Annotated in this window: 14 protein-coding genes; 5 read left to right on the top strand and 9 right to left on the bottom strand. The window is 59.7% G+C overall.

All coding sequences use genetic code 11. The annotated features are described in order from the left end of the window. Window positions 1–2 precede the first annotated feature (2 nt). The 5 genes from E3W21_RS11405 to motA all read right to left on the bottom strand — a co-directional run bounded on the left by E3W21_RS11405 (window position 3) and on the right by motA (window position 7,122). Window positions 3–2,342: a toxin VasX gene (locus E3W21_RS11405; protein ID WP_371927070.1), complete on the bottom strand. Its 2,340-nt coding sequence runs from the start codon at window positions 2,340–2,342 to the stop codon at window positions 3–5. Continuing rightward, window positions 2,339–2,905 (bottom strand): DUF4123 domain-containing protein, encoded by a 567-nt coding sequence (locus E3W21_RS11400; RefSeq protein WP_134419811.1) that lies wholly within the window; start codon window positions 2,903–2,905, stop codon window positions 2,339–2,341. The genes E3W21_RS11405 and E3W21_RS11400 overlap by 4 nt, the downstream gene beginning before the upstream one ends. Further along, window positions 2,902–4,995: a type VI secretion system tip protein VgrG gene (locus E3W21_RS11395; protein ID WP_134419809.1), complete on the bottom strand. Its 2,094-nt coding sequence runs from the start codon at window positions 4,993–4,995 to the stop codon at window positions 2,902–2,904. The genes E3W21_RS11400 and E3W21_RS11395 overlap by 4 nt, the downstream gene beginning before the upstream one ends. A 237-nt stretch (window positions 4,996–5,232) precedes the next feature. Then, complete coding sequence (motB, locus tag E3W21_RS11390) at window positions 5,233–6,267, bottom strand: flagellar motor protein MotB (protein WP_134419807.1); 1,035 nt, start codon at window positions 6,265–6,267, stop codon at window positions 5,233–5,235. A 3-nt stretch (window positions 6,268–6,270) separates the two neighbouring features. Next, the gene (gene motA / locus E3W21_RS11385) at window positions 6,271–7,122 is read right to left on the bottom strand and encodes a flagellar motor stator protein MotA (RefSeq protein ID WP_129439002.1); all 852 of its coding nucleotides are present in this window, start codon (window positions 7,120–7,122) and stop codon (window positions 6,271–6,273) included. Window positions 7,123–7,288: 166 nt separating this feature from the next. On the opposite strand from motA, the gene E3W21_RS11380 reads away from it, so the two are divergent. The 3 genes from E3W21_RS11380 to asd are packed head-to-tail and all read left to right on the top strand — an operon-like array spanning window position 7,289 to window position 10,564. Beyond that, window positions 7,289–8,827, top strand: a complete 1,539-nt coding sequence (locus tag E3W21_RS11380; protein WP_134419805.1) for an HDOD domain-containing protein — start codon at window positions 7,289–7,291, stop codon at window positions 8,825–8,827. Between the two features lie 42 nt (window positions 8,828–8,869). Beyond that, window positions 8,870–9,685: a rhodanese-like domain-containing protein gene (locus E3W21_RS11375; RefSeq protein ID WP_134419803.1), complete on the top strand. Its 816-nt coding sequence runs from the start codon at window positions 8,870–8,872 to the stop codon at window positions 9,683–9,685. An 18-nt stretch (window positions 9,686–9,703) separates the two neighbouring features. Then, the gene (gene asd / locus E3W21_RS11370; RefSeq protein WP_046045706.1) at window positions 9,704–10,564 is read left to right on the top strand and encodes an archaetidylserine decarboxylase; all 861 of its coding nucleotides are present in this window, start codon (window positions 9,704–9,706) and stop codon (window positions 10,562–10,564) included. Between the two features lie 145 nt (window positions 10,565–10,709). Here the strand turns inward: asd and E3W21_RS11365 are convergent, their stop codons facing one another. Further along, window positions 10,710–11,111: a lectin OAA gene (locus tag E3W21_RS11365; protein ID WP_134419801.1), complete on the bottom strand. Its 402-nt coding sequence runs from the start codon at window positions 11,109–11,111 to the stop codon at window positions 10,710–10,712. Window positions 11,112–11,310: 199 nt separating this feature from the next. Between E3W21_RS11365 and E3W21_RS11360 the strand changes: the two genes are divergently transcribed. Beyond that, window positions 11,311–13,089, top strand: a complete 1,779-nt coding sequence (locus tag E3W21_RS11360) for a molecular chaperone (protein WP_134419799.1) — start codon at window positions 11,311–11,313, stop codon at window positions 13,087–13,089. Window positions 13,090–13,192: 103 nt separating this feature from the next. Here E3W21_RS11360 and serB read toward each other — a convergent pair whose 3' ends face one another. After that, window positions 13,193–14,407 carry a phosphoserine phosphatase SerB gene (gene serB, locus E3W21_RS11355; protein WP_129439012.1) on the bottom strand — a complete coding sequence of 405 codons (1,215 nt, stop codon included), beginning with the start codon at window positions 14,405–14,407 and terminating at the stop codon, window positions 13,193–13,195. 135 nt (window positions 14,408–14,542) lie between these two features. On the opposite strand from serB, the gene E3W21_RS11350 reads away from it, so the two are divergent. Next, a complete protein-coding gene (locus tag E3W21_RS11350) occupies window positions 14,543–16,075 on the top strand; it encodes an AhpA/YtjB family protein (protein WP_134419797.1) in 1,533 nt (510 codons plus the stop codon). 744 nt (window positions 16,076–16,819) lie between these two features. Here E3W21_RS11350 and E3W21_RS11345 read toward each other — a convergent pair. Then, entirely contained in the window at window positions 16,820–17,533 is a 714-nt protein-coding gene (locus E3W21_RS11345) for a membrane integrity-associated transporter subunit PqiC (protein ID WP_134419795.1), read from the bottom strand. A 176-nt stretch (window positions 17,534–17,709) separates the two neighbouring features. Beyond that, entirely contained in the window at window positions 17,710–19,977 is a 2,268-nt protein-coding gene (parC, locus tag E3W21_RS11340; RefSeq protein ID WP_129439022.1) for a DNA topoisomerase IV subunit A, read from the bottom strand. Between the last annotated feature and the right edge of the window lie 6 nt (window positions 19,978–19,983).

Raw genomic sequence — 19,983 nt, 5'->3', positions numbered from 1 at the left:
TGTCAGTCGAAAGGCATCAAAACTGATGGAAACAGGACGGGGTACAGTTCATCCATGGACAGGCTATAGCTGTGGGACCAAGTGTCGTCCGGACGGATACCAAAGCGGCTGTTTTTCACCCATTTTTCCAGTGGCGAGTCCGCGGTATAAAGACGGGCGATGACCCCGCCCACAATCAGAACTGCGAGGCCCAGTAGCTTGATCCCCAGGTGTGGCACTACGCTGAGTCCTCTGGCAATACTCGCCGCATCCCCGGCTATCACGGCAGCTCGGGCAACTCGTAGTGCCCGGAAGGCCTGGACCTGAATCTTGATGCTGGCCAGCGAAGCGCCGGCCACGGCAAAGTTCGCGGCCATGGTGTCGAAGTCGCCCGTTTTGTAGGCCTCAAAGGCGTCTAGCCCGTAGAGCACGACGTCGAAAGCAAGGAAAGCACCTTGTGCCAGAGCAGCATTGGCGGCGCGCCCCAACGCTTTAACCAAAAGTAGCCGAGATGAAATAGAGGTACTACCGCTTTGACGAACAGCCGAAGCCCAGTCAACCTCCGCGACTCTCTGAATGACTGCGGCACCTGCAGCGCCGATGCCGATCAAAGCTCCTGCTGCTGCAAATCTATTTTTGACTGTACCGCTACCCACCAACTGCCCCGTCGCCCAAACAAAATTCACCCCCGCCACCAACGTCACAATCGATTTGATCGGCGCTTTACTCAGCGCGCCTTTCAAATCAAACACACCACTCAGCTCAACCCCCGCCGCCAGATTCGCCGGTAATGGTGGCAGCTTGGTGCTGGCAGGGACCAAATGCATGAACGGAATACCATCAGCCACTCCGTTGGCCAGTGGTGCGACATTTAATTGAGCAGGCACCGCAGGCCGCGTCCCCATTAGATCGCTATACCACTCGCCTAACTGACGCGATGTGACGCCCGAGGTCTGGATGCGCTGATCGCTGCGTGCCAGCGCCGCCGCCATGTACAAATACCCGGCTGTGCCGGTGGCCCTTTCACCCTGATGCAATTGCAACCCAGCCACCGGGGCGATGGACAAAAATAGGGCCTCAACGCTCGATGCCGGCTTGTGTTGCTTCAGTTTGTCGGCGGTTTTGTTCAACGCATCTGCATAACCAAAGGCTCTGGCAAGTTTGCTGGCGCCTTCTTGAACAGCAGCCTGGTTATCGCGTGCCACATCACTGAAGTCCACAAGGTATTTGATTTCGCCAACACCCAGCCGTGACGGCAACCCAAGCAATGCCCAAAGCAACCATGGCTTACCGGCCTTATCACCTTCAAGACTGAGGGTAATGGCCTCGGCCCCGACGCTGGTACTGGCAGGTCCTAGGCAAGCCGCCGCGAAATGCAATTCCAGTGCCTCGCGCGCCATCGACTGAGTGATGTCGAAATGGCCGCAAGCGGTGTCCATGCTCGACGGACCGGTCACTTGCAAGGTGTTGAACCACGCCACCCAGAGTTGGGCCAGACGCCGCGTGTCGGCGGTATACCGGTCGTTCTGGGTTTCTTGATCTTTCCACGCCCGCTGGAGTTCGTCATAGCGGGTGATGGACGGCAACTGTGCCTTCAGTTGGCGGTCGCCTTCACTCAGTGACTTGATGACACTGGCCATCGCCCACGTTTCGGCGTGATGTTCCTGGTAACTGTCGAATGCTTCTTTCCGGACGCGCATCAGCGCGGCAAGGTCGAGCAGCACGCCCCAGGCGTCATCAATGACCGCGAATGTTTGTTGCTCGCAAGCCTTCATCTGACGCTGCAGTTTCAGCCAGTCGGGCGCGTATTCCGTTTCGGGCTGAGCGCTCCAGCCATAGCTCGTCGCATCGGTGTATTCGCCAATCTGCTTGGTGACGGTGTCGACCTTGCCACTGAACGGCGCAACACCCGGCACAAAACTGCGCATGATGCGCTGACGCACCGCGGGGTCTTTTCTGGCGGCCTGGTACTGCGCCTCACTCCAGCGAACGGGCGACCAGACCAATCCGGCAGGGTCGCCAGCTCTTAACACCAGATGCGGTTTGACCCGGGTGTCGATCACCCTGCCCGCACGCGGGGTTTGGGTGAGCTGAGCTTTTTCGACCTGATACTCCACCAACTTGGGTGGGCTGCTCTCCCAGACGTAGAGCCAACCGTCGCGCAACAAACGCGAGGTGTAATTGAGCGCGTGCCCGGTCAAGTCAGGATGACGAGGCCCCAACTCGGGAAACGAGCCGCTCAACGCTGGCAAGTCGTAGGCATCGCTATCGACAGCGACGGTTGGGCCGAGGGCGTATCGCAGGGGCAAAACGGCAGCGAACAGCGGGCAGGTTCCAACGCGGATTTTATTCTGGGCACTCATGGTTTTTTCTCCGGGTTGGCGGGAAGGCTCAGCGCATGCAGAAGCGGCTCAGGCAAGGTAATTTGCGCGGCCAGACCTTTATTGGCCGGTGCTGAGTCGAATTCCGGCGCTTCGTTTTCCCAAGCGCACACTGGCTCGTTGCCATGGCGTAGCCAGACGCTTTCCACACCAAACCAAAAGCCTGCGGGCCATTGCGCTCCGGCCAAACAGCCGCGTAGCAGCACCGAGCCATCCGCCAGACGCAGCCATAGCTCTCGCTGGTATTCATCAAATATGCGCAACCGACGTTGCAGGATCGGTAGCCATTGTTGGGCACTCTGTGGAGAAGCCAGCCAAACACCGTGTTGCAAGTCAGAGCCACCCCACCATGCGGCGTAGGCTGCGCTACCCAGTGAGGCATTGAGCAGAAATGGCCCCGCTGCGCCAATCCGCTCGTAGGCGGTTCCCTTGAAAAGCGATTGAGGAGCGTCTGCGCCGTAGTGCTCGTGAAGCCAATCGATAGCGTCCTCATACTGGGAACCGTCAAGCAGGAGCAGGCCTTTGCTCGGGGTGATCGGGGTCATGCTTCAGCCCTCTCTGTTAACTGATGTTCCGGGGCGGCATCGCATATCGGGCAAATGCCGGAATCGGCCTCACGAAAGACGATGTTCTGTTTGAGCAGTGCTTCCATGGGGAGGGTGTCGATAACCACTGCCTCGGCAGCTTGGGGAACTACTGACACTGCCGCCTGCCCGGGCAGGCCCGCGACCGGCGAACCACCCTCGACAATGGCGACGCTGCTGAAAATCCCGCCCGAGTTGATCACGATGTGGTGACCGCCCGCCTTGAGCGTCAGGCTCATCCCCGCATCGACCACCACGTTGGCAGCGGTGACGTGGGCCTGCGAACCGGCTTGGATCACCAGCGTGCCGCCTGCCGTGGTGCTGCTGTTGCCGGTGATGGAAATCAGCTCGTTGCCGCCGATCACCGTGTTGCGCACGCCGTGGGTGGTGTGCAACTCGTCGCCCTTGATCAGGCTGGCGCTGTGGTTGTCCACCTGTTCGAAACGGTCGTTGCTGATCAGGCTGTGGCTGTCGCGGGTAATCTGTTCGCGGCGGTCGTTACCGATCTTGGTGTCGCTGTCGTTGAGGATCAGTTGTTCGAGGTCGCGTTGGGCGCGCAGGTAGATTTGTTCCTGCCCGGCACAGTCTTCAAGCGACAGCTCGTTGTAACCACCGGTGTGCGGGGAGCTGTGGCTACGCAGCACGGTTTTGGTTTTGTTCTCAGGTAAGGAATGCGCTGCGGAGTTGACTTTGTTGACCACACACCCGGTGATCAACGGTTGGTCGGGATCGCCTTCGAGGTAGGCCACCACCACTTCCATGCCAATGCGCGGGATGGTCACCGCACCAAAGTTTTCTCCCGCCCAACTGGAGGAAACCCGCAGCCAGCAACTGCTTTTTTCGCTGTTGAGTTCAGCCCGATCCCACGGCAGCTCAACCTTTACACGACCAAACTCGTCGCAATAAATCTCTTCGCCGACCGGCCCGGTGACGCGGGCGGTCTGGCTGACCAGCATGGTTTTGCGCGGGCGCAACGGCGGGCGGTAGAACACGTCCCAGGGAATGGCGCGGAAACTGTTGCGATAGCCTTGGGTAAAGCCGTCTTCAGGTTTGACGTCGCTGGTAATGGCCTCTTCAAGTGATTGCGGCTGCTTCCCAACATGCGACACACAGAGCAACAGCCACAAATCGTTGCAGGTTTTACGCGGGTGTTCAGTCAGTTCAAACAAGTGACCACTGCGCAGACACGGCTGATCGCTGTGGCCCTCGGCCAACTGGTAATCGGTGCGGTGCCGCTCCAGCGCCTGACGAACGAGCTGTTTGCCGCGTTTTTCGTTCTCGATGAACACCGGGTAACGATAGTCTTCCAGCTCAGGGCTGAACTCGGCGGTGAAGCGACTTTCCAGCAACAGGCTCGGCCGTTTCAGGTCATAGTCCCGGCGCGTGACCGTGCTGGCCCGGGTGCGGAAACGCATGGAAAACTGGCTGACCACCGGGTGCTCCGCCACCATGCCGGAGTCTTGTTGATAAGGGGTTTCACCCAGTTTGGGGAACCAGGTCTGATCGTCGGTGAACACCAGCAGATGACCGTCTGGCGAATGCTGGTGATGCCAGGCGATGCCGTCCTCGGCGCACAGGCGCTGGACTAGCTCGAAATCGCTTTCCCCATATTGCGTGCAGTATTCGCGCTCGGGGCTGGTGCTGACATGGAACGCAAACGCATCGGCCTGAATGCCGTGACCTTTGAGCACCTGAGCAATAATTTGCGGCACCGTCAGGTTCTGGAAAATCCGTTGGTCGTAGCTGAACTGCAAGTAGTGCAGCGTCGGTACAAGGGTCAGGTGATAACGGGTCAGGCGTTTACCGGGTTCACCGACGAACACCTCTTCGATATGGCCATGAAGGCCTTCGCCGTTAAGACCGAACTGGAGGAATGCAGGTTGGCTGAGCAGACTCTCCAGATCGAAATCAGGATTTTCGCTGACCAGTTCAACCTGGATCGCATACAAAGCACTGATGGCCTCAACACCGTCAAAGGCGAGGACTTTGAAATCGTTACGAACAGTGGGAATGTGCAGCGCGAAGTGCGCCGTATTGGCCGATCCGAACATACGCTTATCCTTAAGCAAAGAGGAGATGAAGCGCGATGTCCAAACCGTCCATGGTCTGTGCACGCGAAATTGGCGAGCACCCTACCAAGGGGATTATCGGATAGATGTAGGAACGGTCCCCAACCCACGAAGGACGTTTCCCAACGGGGGATCGGCGCTCAATGAACCGCAGGCAATCTCCCGACGCACAAACGACAGGCACAAAAAAGCCGACATCACTGTCGGCTTTTTCATGGGTCACTGCTTGGGCGGCTCACCCGGTTTCGGTGCCGGATTATCAAACAGATTCAACCGCTCGCGAAGCTCATGCGCCGGCAACGGCTCTTTATCCGCCGGCAACGCATTCGGATCGGCTGGTGTGGCAGGCACTTCGCCCGGGCCGCCCTGCCCTTGCGACGGCGCTGGTTCTGGAGCCGGTTCCGCACCTTGCGAACCTTCGATGGCACGCTGGGCTTTCTTGGTCAGCACAATAATGTCGATACGGCGATTGACCGGATTGAACGGGTGCTCGCGATCGAACAACGCCGACGAGGCATAACCGACGACGCGCGCCACCTGTGCATCCGGATAGCTACCCGCGACCAGCGCACGACGGGCAGCGTTGGCACGGTTGGCCGAAAGCTCCCAGTTACCAAAGTCACCGGTGCCCGTGTACGGCTTGGCATCGGTGTGGCCGCTGATACTGATCTTGTTCGGCACCGCTTTAATGGTGTCGGCCATGGCCAGCAGGATGTCTTCGAAGTACGGCTTCAGACGGGCACTGCCGGAGTCGAACATCGGTCGGTTTTCGGCGTCCACGATCTGGATGCGCAAACCGTCAGGCGTGATTTCGAAACTGATCTGGTCTTTGAATTTCTTCAGCTGCGGGTTCTCTTCGACCTTGGTCTGCAGTTCTTGCAGCAACAGTTCCAGGCGCTCCTTCTCGACCTGCTCGGCCATGCCTTCAACCTGCTCGGCGTCGATGGTCACCTTGTCCGGCTGCGGCTGAGATTTCACCTCGGGGTTGAGGGTGTTCTCCGGCGCCAGGGTCGGTGTGCCGCCCAGGTCGATGATGTACGGCGTGCCGCTTTCGGAAAAGCCGACCGGGTCCTTGAAGTAACCGGCGATGGCGATCTTCTGTTCAGGCGTTGCGGTGGACAGCAGCCACAGCACCAGGAAGAACGCCATCATCGCCGTCGCGAAGTCCGCGAAGGCGATTTTCCAGGCGCCCCCGTGATGCCCGCCGGCGATGCGCTTGACGCGCTTGATGATTATCGGCTGGTTATTTTCCATGACTTAGCGACCGCGAACCGCTTGTTCCAGCTCAGCGAAGCTAGGACGGTGCGCCGGGTACAGAACTTTACGACCGAACTCTACCGCCAGCGATGGCGGCATACCGGAAGCGGAAGCCACCAGCGAGGCCTTGATGGCTTCGTAGACGTTGAGTTCTTCCTTGGCATCGTGGGCCAGGGAGTGGGCCAGCGGACCGAAGAAACCGTACGCCGCGAGAATACCGAAGAAGGTACCGACCAGGGCCGCACCCACGTGCAGGCCGATGGATTTCTGGTCGCCTTCACCCAGGGAAGCCATGGTCACCACGATACCGAGTACCGCCGCGACGATACCGAAACCAGGCATGGCGTCGGCAATACCGTTCACCGCGTGGGATGGATGCTCGAGGTCTTCCTTGAGGCTGTAGAGTTCCATGTCGAACAGGCCCTCAAGCTCATGGGGAGCCATGTTGCCGGAGGACATAATCCGCAGGTAATCGCAGATGAACGCGGTCATGCGTTCGTCTTTTAATACCGCAGGGTATTTGGCGAAGATCGGGCTCGCGGAGGCATCTTCGATGTCGCCTTCGATGGCCATCATGCCTTCGCGGCGGCTCTTGTTGAGGATCTCGTAGATCAGACCCAGCACTTCCAGATAGAACGTGTGGTTGAAACGCGAACTGAACATGCCCAAGGATTTCTTGAGCACGTGCATGGTCATGTAACCGGGGTTGGCCTGCAGGAATGCACCAAGGGCCGCACCACCAATAATCATCACCTCGAAGGGCTGAATCAGGGCGGCAATTTTGCCGTGGGAGAGCACGTATCCGCCGAGCACGCTCGCGAATACGACGATGATGCCGATTAATTTAGCCATAGGTAGGAGAGCACTTACTGAGTCGGGTTCAAGGTCATATTCGGAAGTTAAAAAATCTCTTCTTCTACTTATCGGCAAAACTGCGCCAGACTATAGCCAGTTCAGGCGAAAAGCCAATTTGGCCCGCTCCGGGCATAGGTAATGCAGACGATGATCGCGTCCAACCATGGCTAACGAAACGAACGCTTCAACTCCAAAACCAACCACTCTCGAAGGCTGGGTCAAGCTTCTCGATGGCGTGCGCCTGCCGGTTCCGCAAGCCAGTCATGACCGTGTCTGCAAGGCCATCGCCAACAGTCGCAGCTCCCTGCGCGATATCGCCGAACTGATACAGGACAGCCCCGCGCTGGCCCTGAGCGTGATTCGCGAAGCCAATCGCCACACCCATGGCAGCATGACCGAGCCTGCGGAAAACCTTGAGGTGGCGATCAATCGCCTCGGTTTGAAGCGCACCGAAGAACTGCTCACCCGGTTGCCTGCCCAGCCGCAATCGGAGATCCCGATCGCCCTGCGTCAGCTGCAGCTGATCAGCCAGCATGCGACCCAACAGGCCAACGGTTTTTTCGCCAGTCGCCTGGCGCGGCTGTGGCAAGACATCCACTGGGGCAGCCTGCTGTTTCTCTCGCCGCTCTGGCCGATGGCGTTGACTCATCCACAGTTGCTCGAGGAGTGGGAGCTGCGGGTCATGCACAAAGGCGAGTCAGCGCGCAAAGTTGAAAAGCAATTGTTCGGCGCTCGCCTGCTGGATATCTGCCTGGCGCTCGTGGACATCTGGCGCCTGCCGATCTGGGTGCAGCAGGGTTATCGGCTGCTGCTCAACGAGCAACGTGAGCTGGTGAAAGTGCTGCGCATCGCGCGCGACAGCGATCATCCATTACGCCAGCAGAACCGCCTCGATGACGATCCGACCCTGCGCCGCTGGCTCAATCAACCGGCCAATACGGTGCTGCTGGCCAACGGTCTGGCGCTGTCGGCGCAACAGGCCTGGGACAGTCCACACAGTGAGCGCTGGCAGTACCTGACCAGCCTTTACCTGCAAATGCCGATGGACGAAGTGCAGCAGCAGTTGCACCAACAGGCCGCCAACAGCGCCCGCCATCACGCCATGCCAGACCTTTGGCACCCAGCCGTTTCACTGATCTGGCCGTGGGGTATGAACCGCGTTCACGCCGGATTGCTGCCAGCCCCGGCACCGACTGCCGAAGACCTGGCGAAATGGCGCAGACAGTGTGCCGAGTTGCTGGTCGAGCCCAGCCGCTTCACCAATGCGATGCACTTGACCACGTCTGCCCGGGACGCGTTGGTCGCGTGCGGCATGCGTCGGGTGATGATCCTGATGGCCGACCGCACCCATGACAATCTGCGAGTGCACCAGACGGCCGGGCTGCCAAAAGAAGTGGCCGGTCTGAACTTCGTCGTCAGCCAGAGCACCGTGCTGCAACGCCTGCTCTCGCAACAGGCCCAGGTACGCCTGACGCCGGCCAACAACGCACAATTTTCCGCCCTGTTACCGGCCAGCCTGCGCTCACAGTTCGGCGGCGAACACCTGCTGTTGCGCTCACTGGTCAATAATGGTCGCGTGATCATGCTTGTGGTGGCGGATCAGGGCGGCGGGCCGTTCTCTGAAATCACCGTGCAAGCCTTCGGAAAAACCGCGCAGTGCATCGAAAAGGCACTGCACAGCTTTAGTCACCGCGGCCAATGACGCTGCTATACAATCCTCCCCTTTGTGTTCTGGAGACCTCACATGTCTGACTTCTCTGGCTTGCCGCTGGTCATCGAGCCGAGCGACTTGCTCCCTCGTCTCGACGCCCGCGATCTGATTCTGGTGGACCTGACCAGCAGCGCCCGCTATGCCGAAGGGCATATCCCCGGTGCGCGTTTTGTCGATCCGAAACGCACGCAACTCGGTCACGCGCCTGCGCCGGGACTGATGCCGCCGCAAGCGGCGCTCGAAGCGTTGTTCGGTGAGCTGGGACACAACCCTGATGCGGTCTACGTGGTCTATGACGACGAAGGCGGCGGTTGGGCCGGGCGCTTTATCTGGCTGCTGGATGTCATCGGCCACAGCAAGTACCACTATGTCGACGGCGGCCTGAAGGCCTGGCTGGCAGAAGGCTTGCCCATGTCGATCCAGATCCCGGCAGCGGTCGGCGGCCCGGTTGCGTTGACCTTGCACGACGAACCCACCGCCACCCGCGAGTACCTGCAAAGCCGTCTCGGTGCCGCCGACCTTGCGATCTGGGACGCACGCGGGCCGCTGGAGTACTCCGGCGAGAAAGTCCTGGCGGCCAAGGCCGGGCACATTCCCGGCGCGGTCAATTTCGAATGGACCGCGGGCATGGATCAGGCGCGCAACCTGCGTATCCGCACCGACATGCCGCAGATCCTGGAGAAGCTCGGGATCAGCAAAGACAAAGAAGTGATTACCCACTGCCAGACTCACCATCGTTCTGGCTTCACCTATCTGGTGGCCAAATCCCTCGGTTATCCGCGGGTCAAAGGCTACGCCGGTTCCTGGGGCGAATGGGGCAACCATCCCGACACCCCCGTAGAGATTTAAGGTTTTTAAGGACAGTTAATGAATAAGCGTTTGTTTATCCTCAGCCAATACCTGCTGCCCCATCACCTGCTGTCGCGACTGGCCGGCTGCATTGCCGAATGCCGCGTGCGCTGGTTCAAGAACGCCTTCACCGCCTGGTTCGCCAAGCGTTATCAGGTGGACATGTCGCAGGCGCTGGTCGAAGACCTGACGGCCTACGAGCACTTCAATGCGTTCTTCACTCGCGCCTTGAAGGACGGCGCTCGCCCGCTGGACGAAACGCCAGGCGCGATTCTCAGCCCGGCCGACGGCGCGGTCAGCCAACTTGGCCCGATCGAACACGGTCGTGTGTTCCAGGCCAAGGGTCATAGCTTCAGCGTGCTGGAATTGCTGGGCGGCGACGCGGCCAACGCAGCGCCGTTCATGGGCGGTGATTTCGCGACGATTTATCTGTCGCCGAAGGACTACCACCGCGTGCACATGCCGCTGGCCGGCACCCTGCGCGAGATGGTCTATATCCCGGGCCGGATCTTCTCGGTCAACCAGACCACCGCTGAAAACGTTCCGGAATTGTTCGCCCGCAATGAGCGTGTGGCGTGCATTTTCGACACCGAGCGCGGGCCGATGGCCGTGGTGTTGGTGGGGGCAATGATCGTTGCGTCGATCGAAACCGTTTGGGCTGGATTGGTCACGCCGCCGAAACGCGAGCTGAAAACCTTCCGCTACGACGAAGCTGCCCGCGCGCCGATCCATTTGGAGAAAGGTGCAGAACTGGGTCGGTTCAAACTGGGCTCGACCGCTGTCGTGCTGTTCGGACCTGATCAAGTGAAGTGGGCTGAAGAGCTGGCGGCCGGTTCGCCGGTGCAGATGGGCCAGGGCATGGGCCTGGCAAAAGCCTGATCACTTCAGCTAAGGCACAGAACCTGTGGGAGCGAGCTTGCTCCCACATTGGGTTGTGGTATTCAAATTCTTAATTGACTGGCATTAACCACAGATCCGCCCTTTCGAACGTCTTCGAAGGGGCGGATGCCACTCGGTGTTGCCGTTACTCTATCTGTCCACGGAAGCCGATCGGCCCTTCGTTGGCGTAGGTATTGGTGCCACTGAGGTTTTTCCCTCCATCACTGGAGGTCACGCTCAACGCCACAACGTTCTGATTATCCCGACCTCCGATGACCCATTTGCCACCCGGATGCCAAGGGGCATCGTTGCCGCCCCACTGATTTTCAACGTTGTACTGGTTCTGGCCCGTGCGATGAGCCTTGAAGCCAATGGGACCTTCACCCGCATACGTCATGGTGCCGGTGAAACTCTTCCCGCCATCGCCCGATTTGATCTCGATCGCGACAACGTTCTGGTTGTCCCGCGCGCCTAGCGTCCAGTCTCCGCCCGGATGCCAGGGTGCCGAACTACCGCCCCATTGATTTGCCACTACATATCTAGACATAAACTTCATCTCCTTGAAGTTACAAAGAGACCTGCCCTGCGTAGGCAGCAGGCCGTACGACTGTGCGTATCCAGTCGCACGACTGTCAGATTAGTAGTACGCCCGGAGGGCACTCGACTGACAGACAAACGGTATAAATCCATAGCTGCTACAGTCAGATCATTCACTGCCCATTTACCGGTTGGAGTTTTTCCACGGCATGAATGAAACCAGCCCCCACCTCCTGCTACGCGCCCCGATCCCGACGCAGTTGCGCCTGTCGTTCTGTGAAGCCACCCCGCGTGATCTCAAGCGCTGGATCGCCAATCTGCCCAAAGCCAACATCGGCGAAACCGCTCGCCAGCTGTATCAAGGCTTGAGCGAACTCAACCAGCTGCTCACGCCCAGCGACAATCGCCTGCAATTGCTCGAACTGCTGCGACCCGAGGTGTATTACGTCTGCAAACACCTTGAGCAGCATTTCCTGCATCAGTCGATTGTCCTCGACGAGCGTTCCCGCAAGATCGCCAACCTCTGTCAGGCGCTGCAAAGTCATTTGGCCATTGGTTATAAACAGATCGTCGTGCGCATCACACCGAAGTTCAGCAAGGACCGTGCGCCGCTGCTGACCCAGGCGCTGCAACGGGCGATCCATTGCCTGAACGGGCCGCTGATTCGCGCGACCAAACTCTATTGCCCGGTGCCGGAAGGCCTGTGGCTGGAACTGCATCAGCTCTATCGGATCGCCTGCGCGCACCGTCTCCAGCACACGAGCCTGCGCGATGAGCTGGCCAGCCAGACGCAAAACCTGAGCATCGAACAGACTTACGTGGTCGCCTTGCTGCTGGGCGCCTCACGCTGCAACCAACTGCGCCAGCACCAGATTGCCCGGGTGGCCGAGGTGCTGGAGCCCTGGAGCCAATGGATCAAGCTGCAACCCGACAAACCGGCCACCGGGCTGTTTGCCGTCGTGCCAGACCTCGACACCGGGCCGCGTTATCGCACCAAGTTCCGGGCCGAGCAGCAAGAGAGCTTATTGGGGATTGATCCGCAGCCGTTGGTCGCGGCGATTGAAGCTCATTTGCAAAAAAACGACAGTTCATCACCGCTGGCCGTGCCGGCAGGGTTAAGCCTGGATACGTTGCAACACCTTCATGCCGCCTGGGGCCAGACTGCCGAGCGCAGTTTCCAGCGCACCGTCGGCCAAGGCACGTTAACCCTGTGCATAGGCATGAGCGCGCTGCACTTCTATCTGGGCGGGCAACGCTCATTCAGCGACATCCTGAAGAACCACGGCGCCCGGCCTGCACAATTTTCGGTAACGTCAGTGACCGGCCGGGAAAAGGACCAATGGCACCAGGCCTTCGACGCCGCTCCCCAAGGCAATGCAGACACTCTATTGCCCTACGAAGAGATCGAATACCCGCAGCTTCAGAATGACGACAGCCACGAAGCATCCGACCGCAATCAGCACTTCCCGACCCATGTCCTGTCAGTGGTCAATCACAGCCCCGGCGGTTACTGCCTGGCCTGGCCCGCCGCTGTACCGGCCGAGTTGCAGGCGGGTGAGATGGTCGGTATCGAGGATTCTGCCGGTCAGGGTTGGAGCATCGCGGTGGTGCGCTGGATACGCCAGGTGCGCGGCGGTGGCACGCAGATGGGCATCGAGCAGGTTGCACCCTTCGCCGAGCCTTGCGGCCTGCAATTGGTGCGCACCCGTGATGACCACAGCCAATACCTTCGCGGTCTGTTGCTGCCGCAAATCAGCGCCATCGACGCGCCCGCCACTTTGCTCGCGCCGCGCCTGCCCTTTCAGGAGGGCAACAAGATCATGATCAATACCAACGGTGAAGAACGCCGGGTCGGGCTGGATCGGCGGGTGGCGAGCACCAACAGCTTCAATCAGTTCGCCTACCGTCCACTGGAGGTAGCCAAAAACGACAACGCCGCGGTGAGCGGCGCTGAGGAGGATTTTGATTCGTTGTGGAAAACGCTTTAATCGGGGGGCCACAAAGCAAAAGATCGCAGCCTGCGGCAGCTCCTACAGGGAAACGCATATTCCTTTGTAGGAGCTGCCGAAGGCTGCGATCTTTTGATCTTTCTTACAGCTGCCCGTCACGATCCCGGAAGCCCAGCAAATACAGCACACCATCCAGCCCAAGGGTGGAAATCGCCTGTTTCGCCGACTGTTTCACCAGCGGCTTGGCACGGAACGCCACGCCCAACCCGGCAATGGCCAGCATTGGCAAATCGTTGGCGCCGTCGCCGACCGCAATGGTCTGCTCCAGACGCAAACCTTCCTTGTGCGCCAGCTCTTTCAGCAGATCGGCCTTGCGCTGCGCATCGACAATCGGCTCGACCGCAACACCGGTGACCTTGCCGTCGACCACTTCCAGTTCGTTGGCGAACACATAGTCGATACCCAACTTGGTCTGCAATTGCTTGGCGAAGTAGGTAAAGCCGCCCGACAGAATTGCGGTCTTGTAGCCCAGACGCTTGAGTTCGGCGAACAGGGTTTCGGCACCTTCGGTCAGACGCAGGGAGGCGCCGATGGAATCCAGTACGCTGACATCCAGCCCTTTCAACAAGGCCAGGCGTTCCTTGAAACTGGCGCGGAAGTCCAATTCGCCGGCCATCGCCCGCTCGGTGATCGCAGACACCTGATCGCCCACGCCGGCAGCCTTGGCCAGTTCGTCGATGACTTCGGCTTCGATCAGCGTCGAGTCCATGTCGAACACCGCCAGACGGCGGTTACGACGGAACAGCGAATCTTCCTGGAAGGCGATGTCGACGTTCAGCTCTTGCGCGACGCTGAGGAATTCGGCCCGCAGCGCTTGCGGATCAGCCGCTTCGCCACGAACGGAAAACTCGATGCAGCCCTTGCCCTGATCGGCCGGGGTGTCCAGCGGCATGCGCCCGGACAGACGATCGATGTGGTCGATGTTCAGGCCATATTTAGCGGTGATCGAACTCACGGCCTGCAATTGCCCGGCGGTCACTTTGCGGGTCAGCAGGGTCACGATGTGGCGTTTCTTGCCCTGATTGCCGACCCACTGCTGGTAATCCTCTTCGGACACCGGCGTGAAACGCACCTGCTGATCGAGCTTGTAAGCCGTGAACAGGATGTCCTTGAGCACCGACTTGCCTTGCTCGGTGTCAGGAATTTCAACCAGGATGCCAAACGACAACGTGTCGTGGATCACCGCCTGACCAATGTCGAGAATGTTCACACCACCCTGGGCCAGAACGCCGGTAATGGCCGCAGTCAGACCCGGACGGTCGACTCCCGTGATGTTTATCAGGACGATTTCGCGCAAGGCGCACCCCCGCAGGTGGAAAAAAACCGCATTCTACCCACTTTCAGTGACCATCGGGCACCGTGAGCGCTTTGACGGTCTAGGGCCTGTCGCTATACTGCGCGTCAACTTCACGGACAAAAGAGCCGAGCTCAAGTGAACCGGCCCACGCCAGTAAAAACCGATAACTTCTTTCTGCTGATCTTCCGTGCACTGCGCCACCGCCGTGTACCGATTGCATTACGCATCGCCAGCCATAACGTGATCCTGGTCGCTCTGGCCCTGGTGATCTATGCCTGCGTGATGGGTTTGCAGTTCAAGCAGGCCATGCACGAGCAGGCGGATGCCCTGGGCGAAAGCCTGACCACCCAGACTGCCACGTCCGCCACGGAGCTGTTGGTGTCCAACGACATCCTCAGCCTCAACGTGCTGCTCAACAACCTGACCAAAAACAAGCTGGTGGCTCATGCTGCCATCTACAGCATGGATAACCGCATCCTCGCCGAAGCCGGTCAGCGCCCCAAGCATAGCCTGCTGGGCGAAGCCGAAGGCATGTACCAGAGCAAGATCACTTTCCAGGATGTGACTGCCGGGCAACTGCGCATCAGCCTGGACATGGATCAGTTCCAGCAGCCGATGACCATCAGCCTGCAAAGCATGGGCATTTTGAGCGCGATTCTGCTGGCGCTGTCCCTGGCCTTGAGCCTGCGACTGGGTCGGCACATCTCCACGCCGCTGCTGCAATTGCGGGTGTGGCTGCGCCATATCGACGAATACACCCCGGCCACCGAGCGTCAGGATGAGATCGGCGATCTGGCTCGCCAGCTGCACGCCGACTTCGCGCCAGAGCCGGCTGAACCGGAACCCGCTCCCGAGCCTGAATACGACGAAAGCGACTACGAAGACGCCGACGACAACGAGCCGAGCTTCGAAGTGCGCAACCTGCGGGATCCGAGCTTCGATGAAAGCAAACCTGTGGCCGGCCTCAAGCCTGCGCCGCGGCGCAGTGTCAGCACCGTTGAAGACGACGATGACGATGATGCGTTTGCCGACTTGCGCGATGAATCGGCCGACGTTGCGCCTAAACCGGTAGCAAAACCGGTGATCTCGAATGTGCCACAGCACAGCGCCGTCCTGGCCGTGCAACTGGGCGCCCAGGATCAGCTGCGTCGTCTGCCTCGCACCCGCCTGGAAGAATTGCTGAAACGCTATCGCGATTGCCTTGATCAGGCGGCTTCGCTCTACCAGAGCGAACTGCACACCCTGAACGATGGCAGCACGCTGATGCTGTTCCACACCGAAGACAGCGGCGACGACTACCTGACCAACGCCATCTGCTGCGGTGAGTTGTTGCGGGCTCTGGGCCATCAGTTGCAGATCGAAGTCGCCGACAGCGGCATCACCCTGCAATTGCAACTGGGCCTGACGCTGGGTGATGAGCTGTTCGGTCTAAGCCAGATTGACCTGCTGCTGACCGAAACGGCTCAGGATGCGCTGGCGCTGTCGCAACACAGCCGTAACCTGCTGCTGGTGGAGCGCAAGATCGGTGACGACGCGCTGATCCGCCAGCGTGCGCGTATCCGCCCGATCGCAAGCCCTGAGGGCGCGTGCTGCGTGGAGCGGTTGATGGAGCCTTATCCGTCGATGCTGGAGCGGCAACTGGCGCGGATGCATGAGCGTCGGGCGTAAATAGCCCCGCTATGAAAAAGCCCGCAGACGAATAATCGTCTGCGGGCTTTTTGTTGCCTGTCCCGACGCCTTCGCGAGCAAGCCCGCTCCCACATTTAATCGCATTCCCTCTGAAGGAACTCAATCGAATGTGGGAGCAACTGTCATGGTTGTTTTTATTTTGGAGCTTTTTCAAAAGACAACCGGGTTCCCACAGTTTCAACCCGTGTGATTCCCTATAACCGCAGCCTGTTTAGGCTGCGCGTTCTTTCCATTCAGCTTTGTCTCGGATCATGGCGTTCAAGCGGACCAACAGCAACGGCAACAGCAAGATGAAAAGATCGCAGCCTCGCTTCGCTCGACAGCTCCTACAGGGAAATGCGTTCACTTGAAGTCAGGCCGGCCGGTAGGCCGCCTCGCTTTGGCGTTTGCGGTGCNCGCCCCCTCGAGAGGCCGAGTGGAGGTTCTGCGCAGTGGGCAACCCGGCATGGATGCCGGGTTAGCCGCCCCCGGCCATGGATGGCCGATGGCGGCGGGCCCACGGAGCAGGACCGGAGCGCGGGCATGCCGACCCTAAGCGAGGCACCGAACGAAAGGGGCAAGAGCCCTTGGTTACTTGGGGTTGGGCGGCATTCCGTATTTCCAAGTGACCCGCCGTAAGGGCGGAACCCTAGGCCGCCGTGACCGCAGAAACGGATATGTACCCCAACCTTAAGTGAACAGCATTACGCACATGGCGGGCTTTGTTCTTGGATCAATCCAGGCTTAGAACCGGAACACTTCCATATCGGTCCGGATCGGCGACGCCATCGGGATCTTCGGCTGTTTCTCTTGCTCGGCTGCCGGTGCCACAGGCTTGGTAGCCGGTTTTTTTGGCGCTTCGGCAATCGGCGGCTGATTAGCCAGCGGCTTGAGGGCCACCGAAAGCTGCTCGGCCAGACGCTGCAGCAATACACCCTGAGCCTGAACCTGAGCCGCCGTGCCACCGGCATGCTGTTCCTGCAGGTGAATGATGCGGTTATCACGAACCTGGCCACGACGGTCGATCAGACGCCATTGCGCATCAAGGATCGCCGGTTGCGCCTCACCCGAGTCCAGGCGAGTAATCGTCAGAAGAACCTGCACATCCGGCGTGAAGCCCACTGTCGCTGGCGCCAGCACCACGCGCTGGCTGTTCAGATGACCGGCGACCTGACGCAGCAGCAACTGATCGATATCCGACGACAGGCTACCCGCCCAACGACCATCAACCGACGCTTGCAGGCTGCCATCCGGCTGTCGCTGCAACAACGTTTCGCGTTGCAGGTAATCAGCGACTGTTACCGGGCCCAGTAATACAGCCATGCCCGCGCTTTGCGCAGGCTGAGCCGGACTTCCGCTGTCCAGCTGATACAGCGACACCGGTTGGTGAACGCTGCAACCCGCCAGGCCAAGAACGCCAGCGAGCATCAAAATAAAAGGAAGGCGCAGAGCAGTCATCGTCCCATCCAGGTGGTTGCCACAAGGCTAACCACAGTGAAAATACTCAATAAATATGAAGAACGCTCGGCCACGCCGGCGCTTGAAAGGCCATATCATCCGTGAATATGCGTTCCGACTCCAGCGGCAAAGCGTCGATCTACGCGTTAAATCGTAGATCGAGCGCTCTAGGACGCTTAATTGAGGTTTTCGACGAGCAGCGCATCTACCCTCTGAAAGCCACGTGGCAATTTGTTACCACGACGTCCACGCTCACCTTTGTAGTGTTCGAGGTCGTCTGCTTTCAGTGACAAGGTACGTTTTCCGGCCTGAAGCACCAACGTGGCACCATCCGGCAATACGGCGATGTCCGTGACATATTCTTCGCGACTGGCGACACGCTCACCGGAGATCCCGATGATCTTGTTGCCTTTGCCCTTACCTAATTGTGGCAGATCGCTGATCTTGAAGATCAGCAGGCGACCTTCGGTGGTCACCGAGGCCAGCCAGTTTTGCTCACGATCAGCCACTGGGCGCGGCAGAATCACCTTGGCGTTGTTCGGCAGGCTCAACAGCGCCTTACCCGCCTTGTTCTTGGCCTGCAGGTCTTCACCCTTGACCACAAAACCGTAACCGGCGTCGGACGCGATCACGTACAGCGAATCGTCTTCCGGCATCAGCACACATTCAAAGCTCGCACCCGGTGGCGGCGTCAGACGACCGGTCAACGGTTCGCCCTGGCCACGGGCCGATGGCAGCGTGTGCGCGGCCACCGAATAGCTGCGACCGGTGGAATCGATGAACACCGCAAACTGGTTGGAGCGGCCAGGCGCCAAGGCCTTGAAACCATCCCCGGCCTTGTAGGAAAGCCCGGTGGCGTCGATTTCGTGCCCCTTGGCAGAACGAACCCAACCTTTTTCCGACAGGACGACGGTCACTTTCTCGTTCGGCAGCAGATCGTGCTCGGTCAAGGCCTTGGCTTCGGAGCGCTCGACGATTGGCGAGCGGCGGTCGTCGCCGTAGGTTTCGGCATCCTTGATCAGCTCGGTGCGCACTAGTTTTTTCAGCTTGGTTTCGCTGCCCAGCAGGGCTTGCAGCTTGGCCTGTTCCTTGAGCAGTTCATCCTGCTCGGCACGCAGCTTCATTTCTTCCAGTCGCGCCAACTGACGCAAACGGGTGTCGAGGATGTAGTCGGCCTGGATTTCGCTCAGGGCGAAACGCTCGATCAGCGCGGCTTTCGGGTGTTCCTCGGTGCGGATGATGTGAATCACTTCATCCAGGTTGAGGTAGGCAATCAACAAACCGTCCAACAGGTGCAGGCGACGCTCGACCTTGTCGAGGCGGAATTGCAGGCGACGACGCACGGTGTTGACGCGGAACTCAAGCCATTCCACCAGCAGCGCACGCAGATTTTTCAGCTGCGGCTTGCCGTCGAGGCCGATGATGTTGATGTTGACCCGGTAGCTCGACTCCAGCTCGGTGCTGGCGAACAGGTGTGTCATTAACGCATCGTGGTCAAAGTTTTTGCGTGCGCCCGGAATGATCACGATCCGGCACGGGTTTTCGTGGTCGGATTCGTCTCGCAGGTCAGCGATCTGCGGGGCTTTGGACGGTTTGGCCTGCATCATGGCCGCGATCTGCTCCAGCACCTTGGCGCCGGAGACCTGATGCGGCAGCGCGGTGACAATGATGTCGCCGTCTTCGATGTGGTAGACGGCGCGCATGCGCACCGAGCCCTTGCCGGTTTCGTAGATTTTCAGCAGGTCGGCGCGCGGTGTGATGATTTCCGCTTCGGTCGGGTAATCCGGGCCCTGGATGTGTTCGCAGAGCTGTTCGACCGTTGCTTTGGGCTCATCGAGCAAACGCACGCACGCTGTTGCGACTTCGCGCAGGTTGTGCGGCGGCACGTCGGTGGCCATGCCCACGGCGATACCGGTGGTGCCGTTGAGCAGGATGTTCGGCAAACGCGCCGGCAACACCAGCGGCTCGTCGAGCGTACCGTCGAAGTTCGGCCCCCAGTCCGCGGTGCCCTGGCCCAGTTCGCTGAGCAGCACTTCGGAATAACGCGACAGCCGCGCTTCGGTGTAACGCATCGCGGCGAAAGACTTGGGATCATCCGGCGCACCCCAGTTACCCTGGCCGTCGACCAGCGTGTAGCGGTAGCTGAACGGCTGGGCCATCAGGACCATGGCTTCGTAGCAGGCCGAGTCGCCGTGCGGGTGGAATTTACCGAGCACGTCACCGACGGTACGCGCCGATTTCTTGTGCTTGGAATCGGCGTCCAGCCCCAACTCGCTCATCGCATAGATAATGCGCCGCTGTACCGGTTTCAGGCCGTCGCCGATATGCGGCAAGGCACGGTCCATGATCACGTACATGGAGTAGTTGAGGTAGGCATTTTCGGTGAAGTCAGCCAGTGACCGGCGTTCTACACCGTCCAGGCTGAGATCAAGGGAGTCGCTCATGCGGGC

It is taken from the genome of Pseudomonas sp. F01002, assembly GCF_004402115.1.
Taxonomy (GTDB): Bacteria; Pseudomonadota; Gammaproteobacteria; order Pseudomonadales; family Pseudomonadaceae; genus Aquipseudomonas; species Aquipseudomonas frigoris.
The sequence above is the reverse complement of the archived record's forward strand: the minus strand, read 5'-3'. Positions and strand labels throughout refer to the sequence as shown.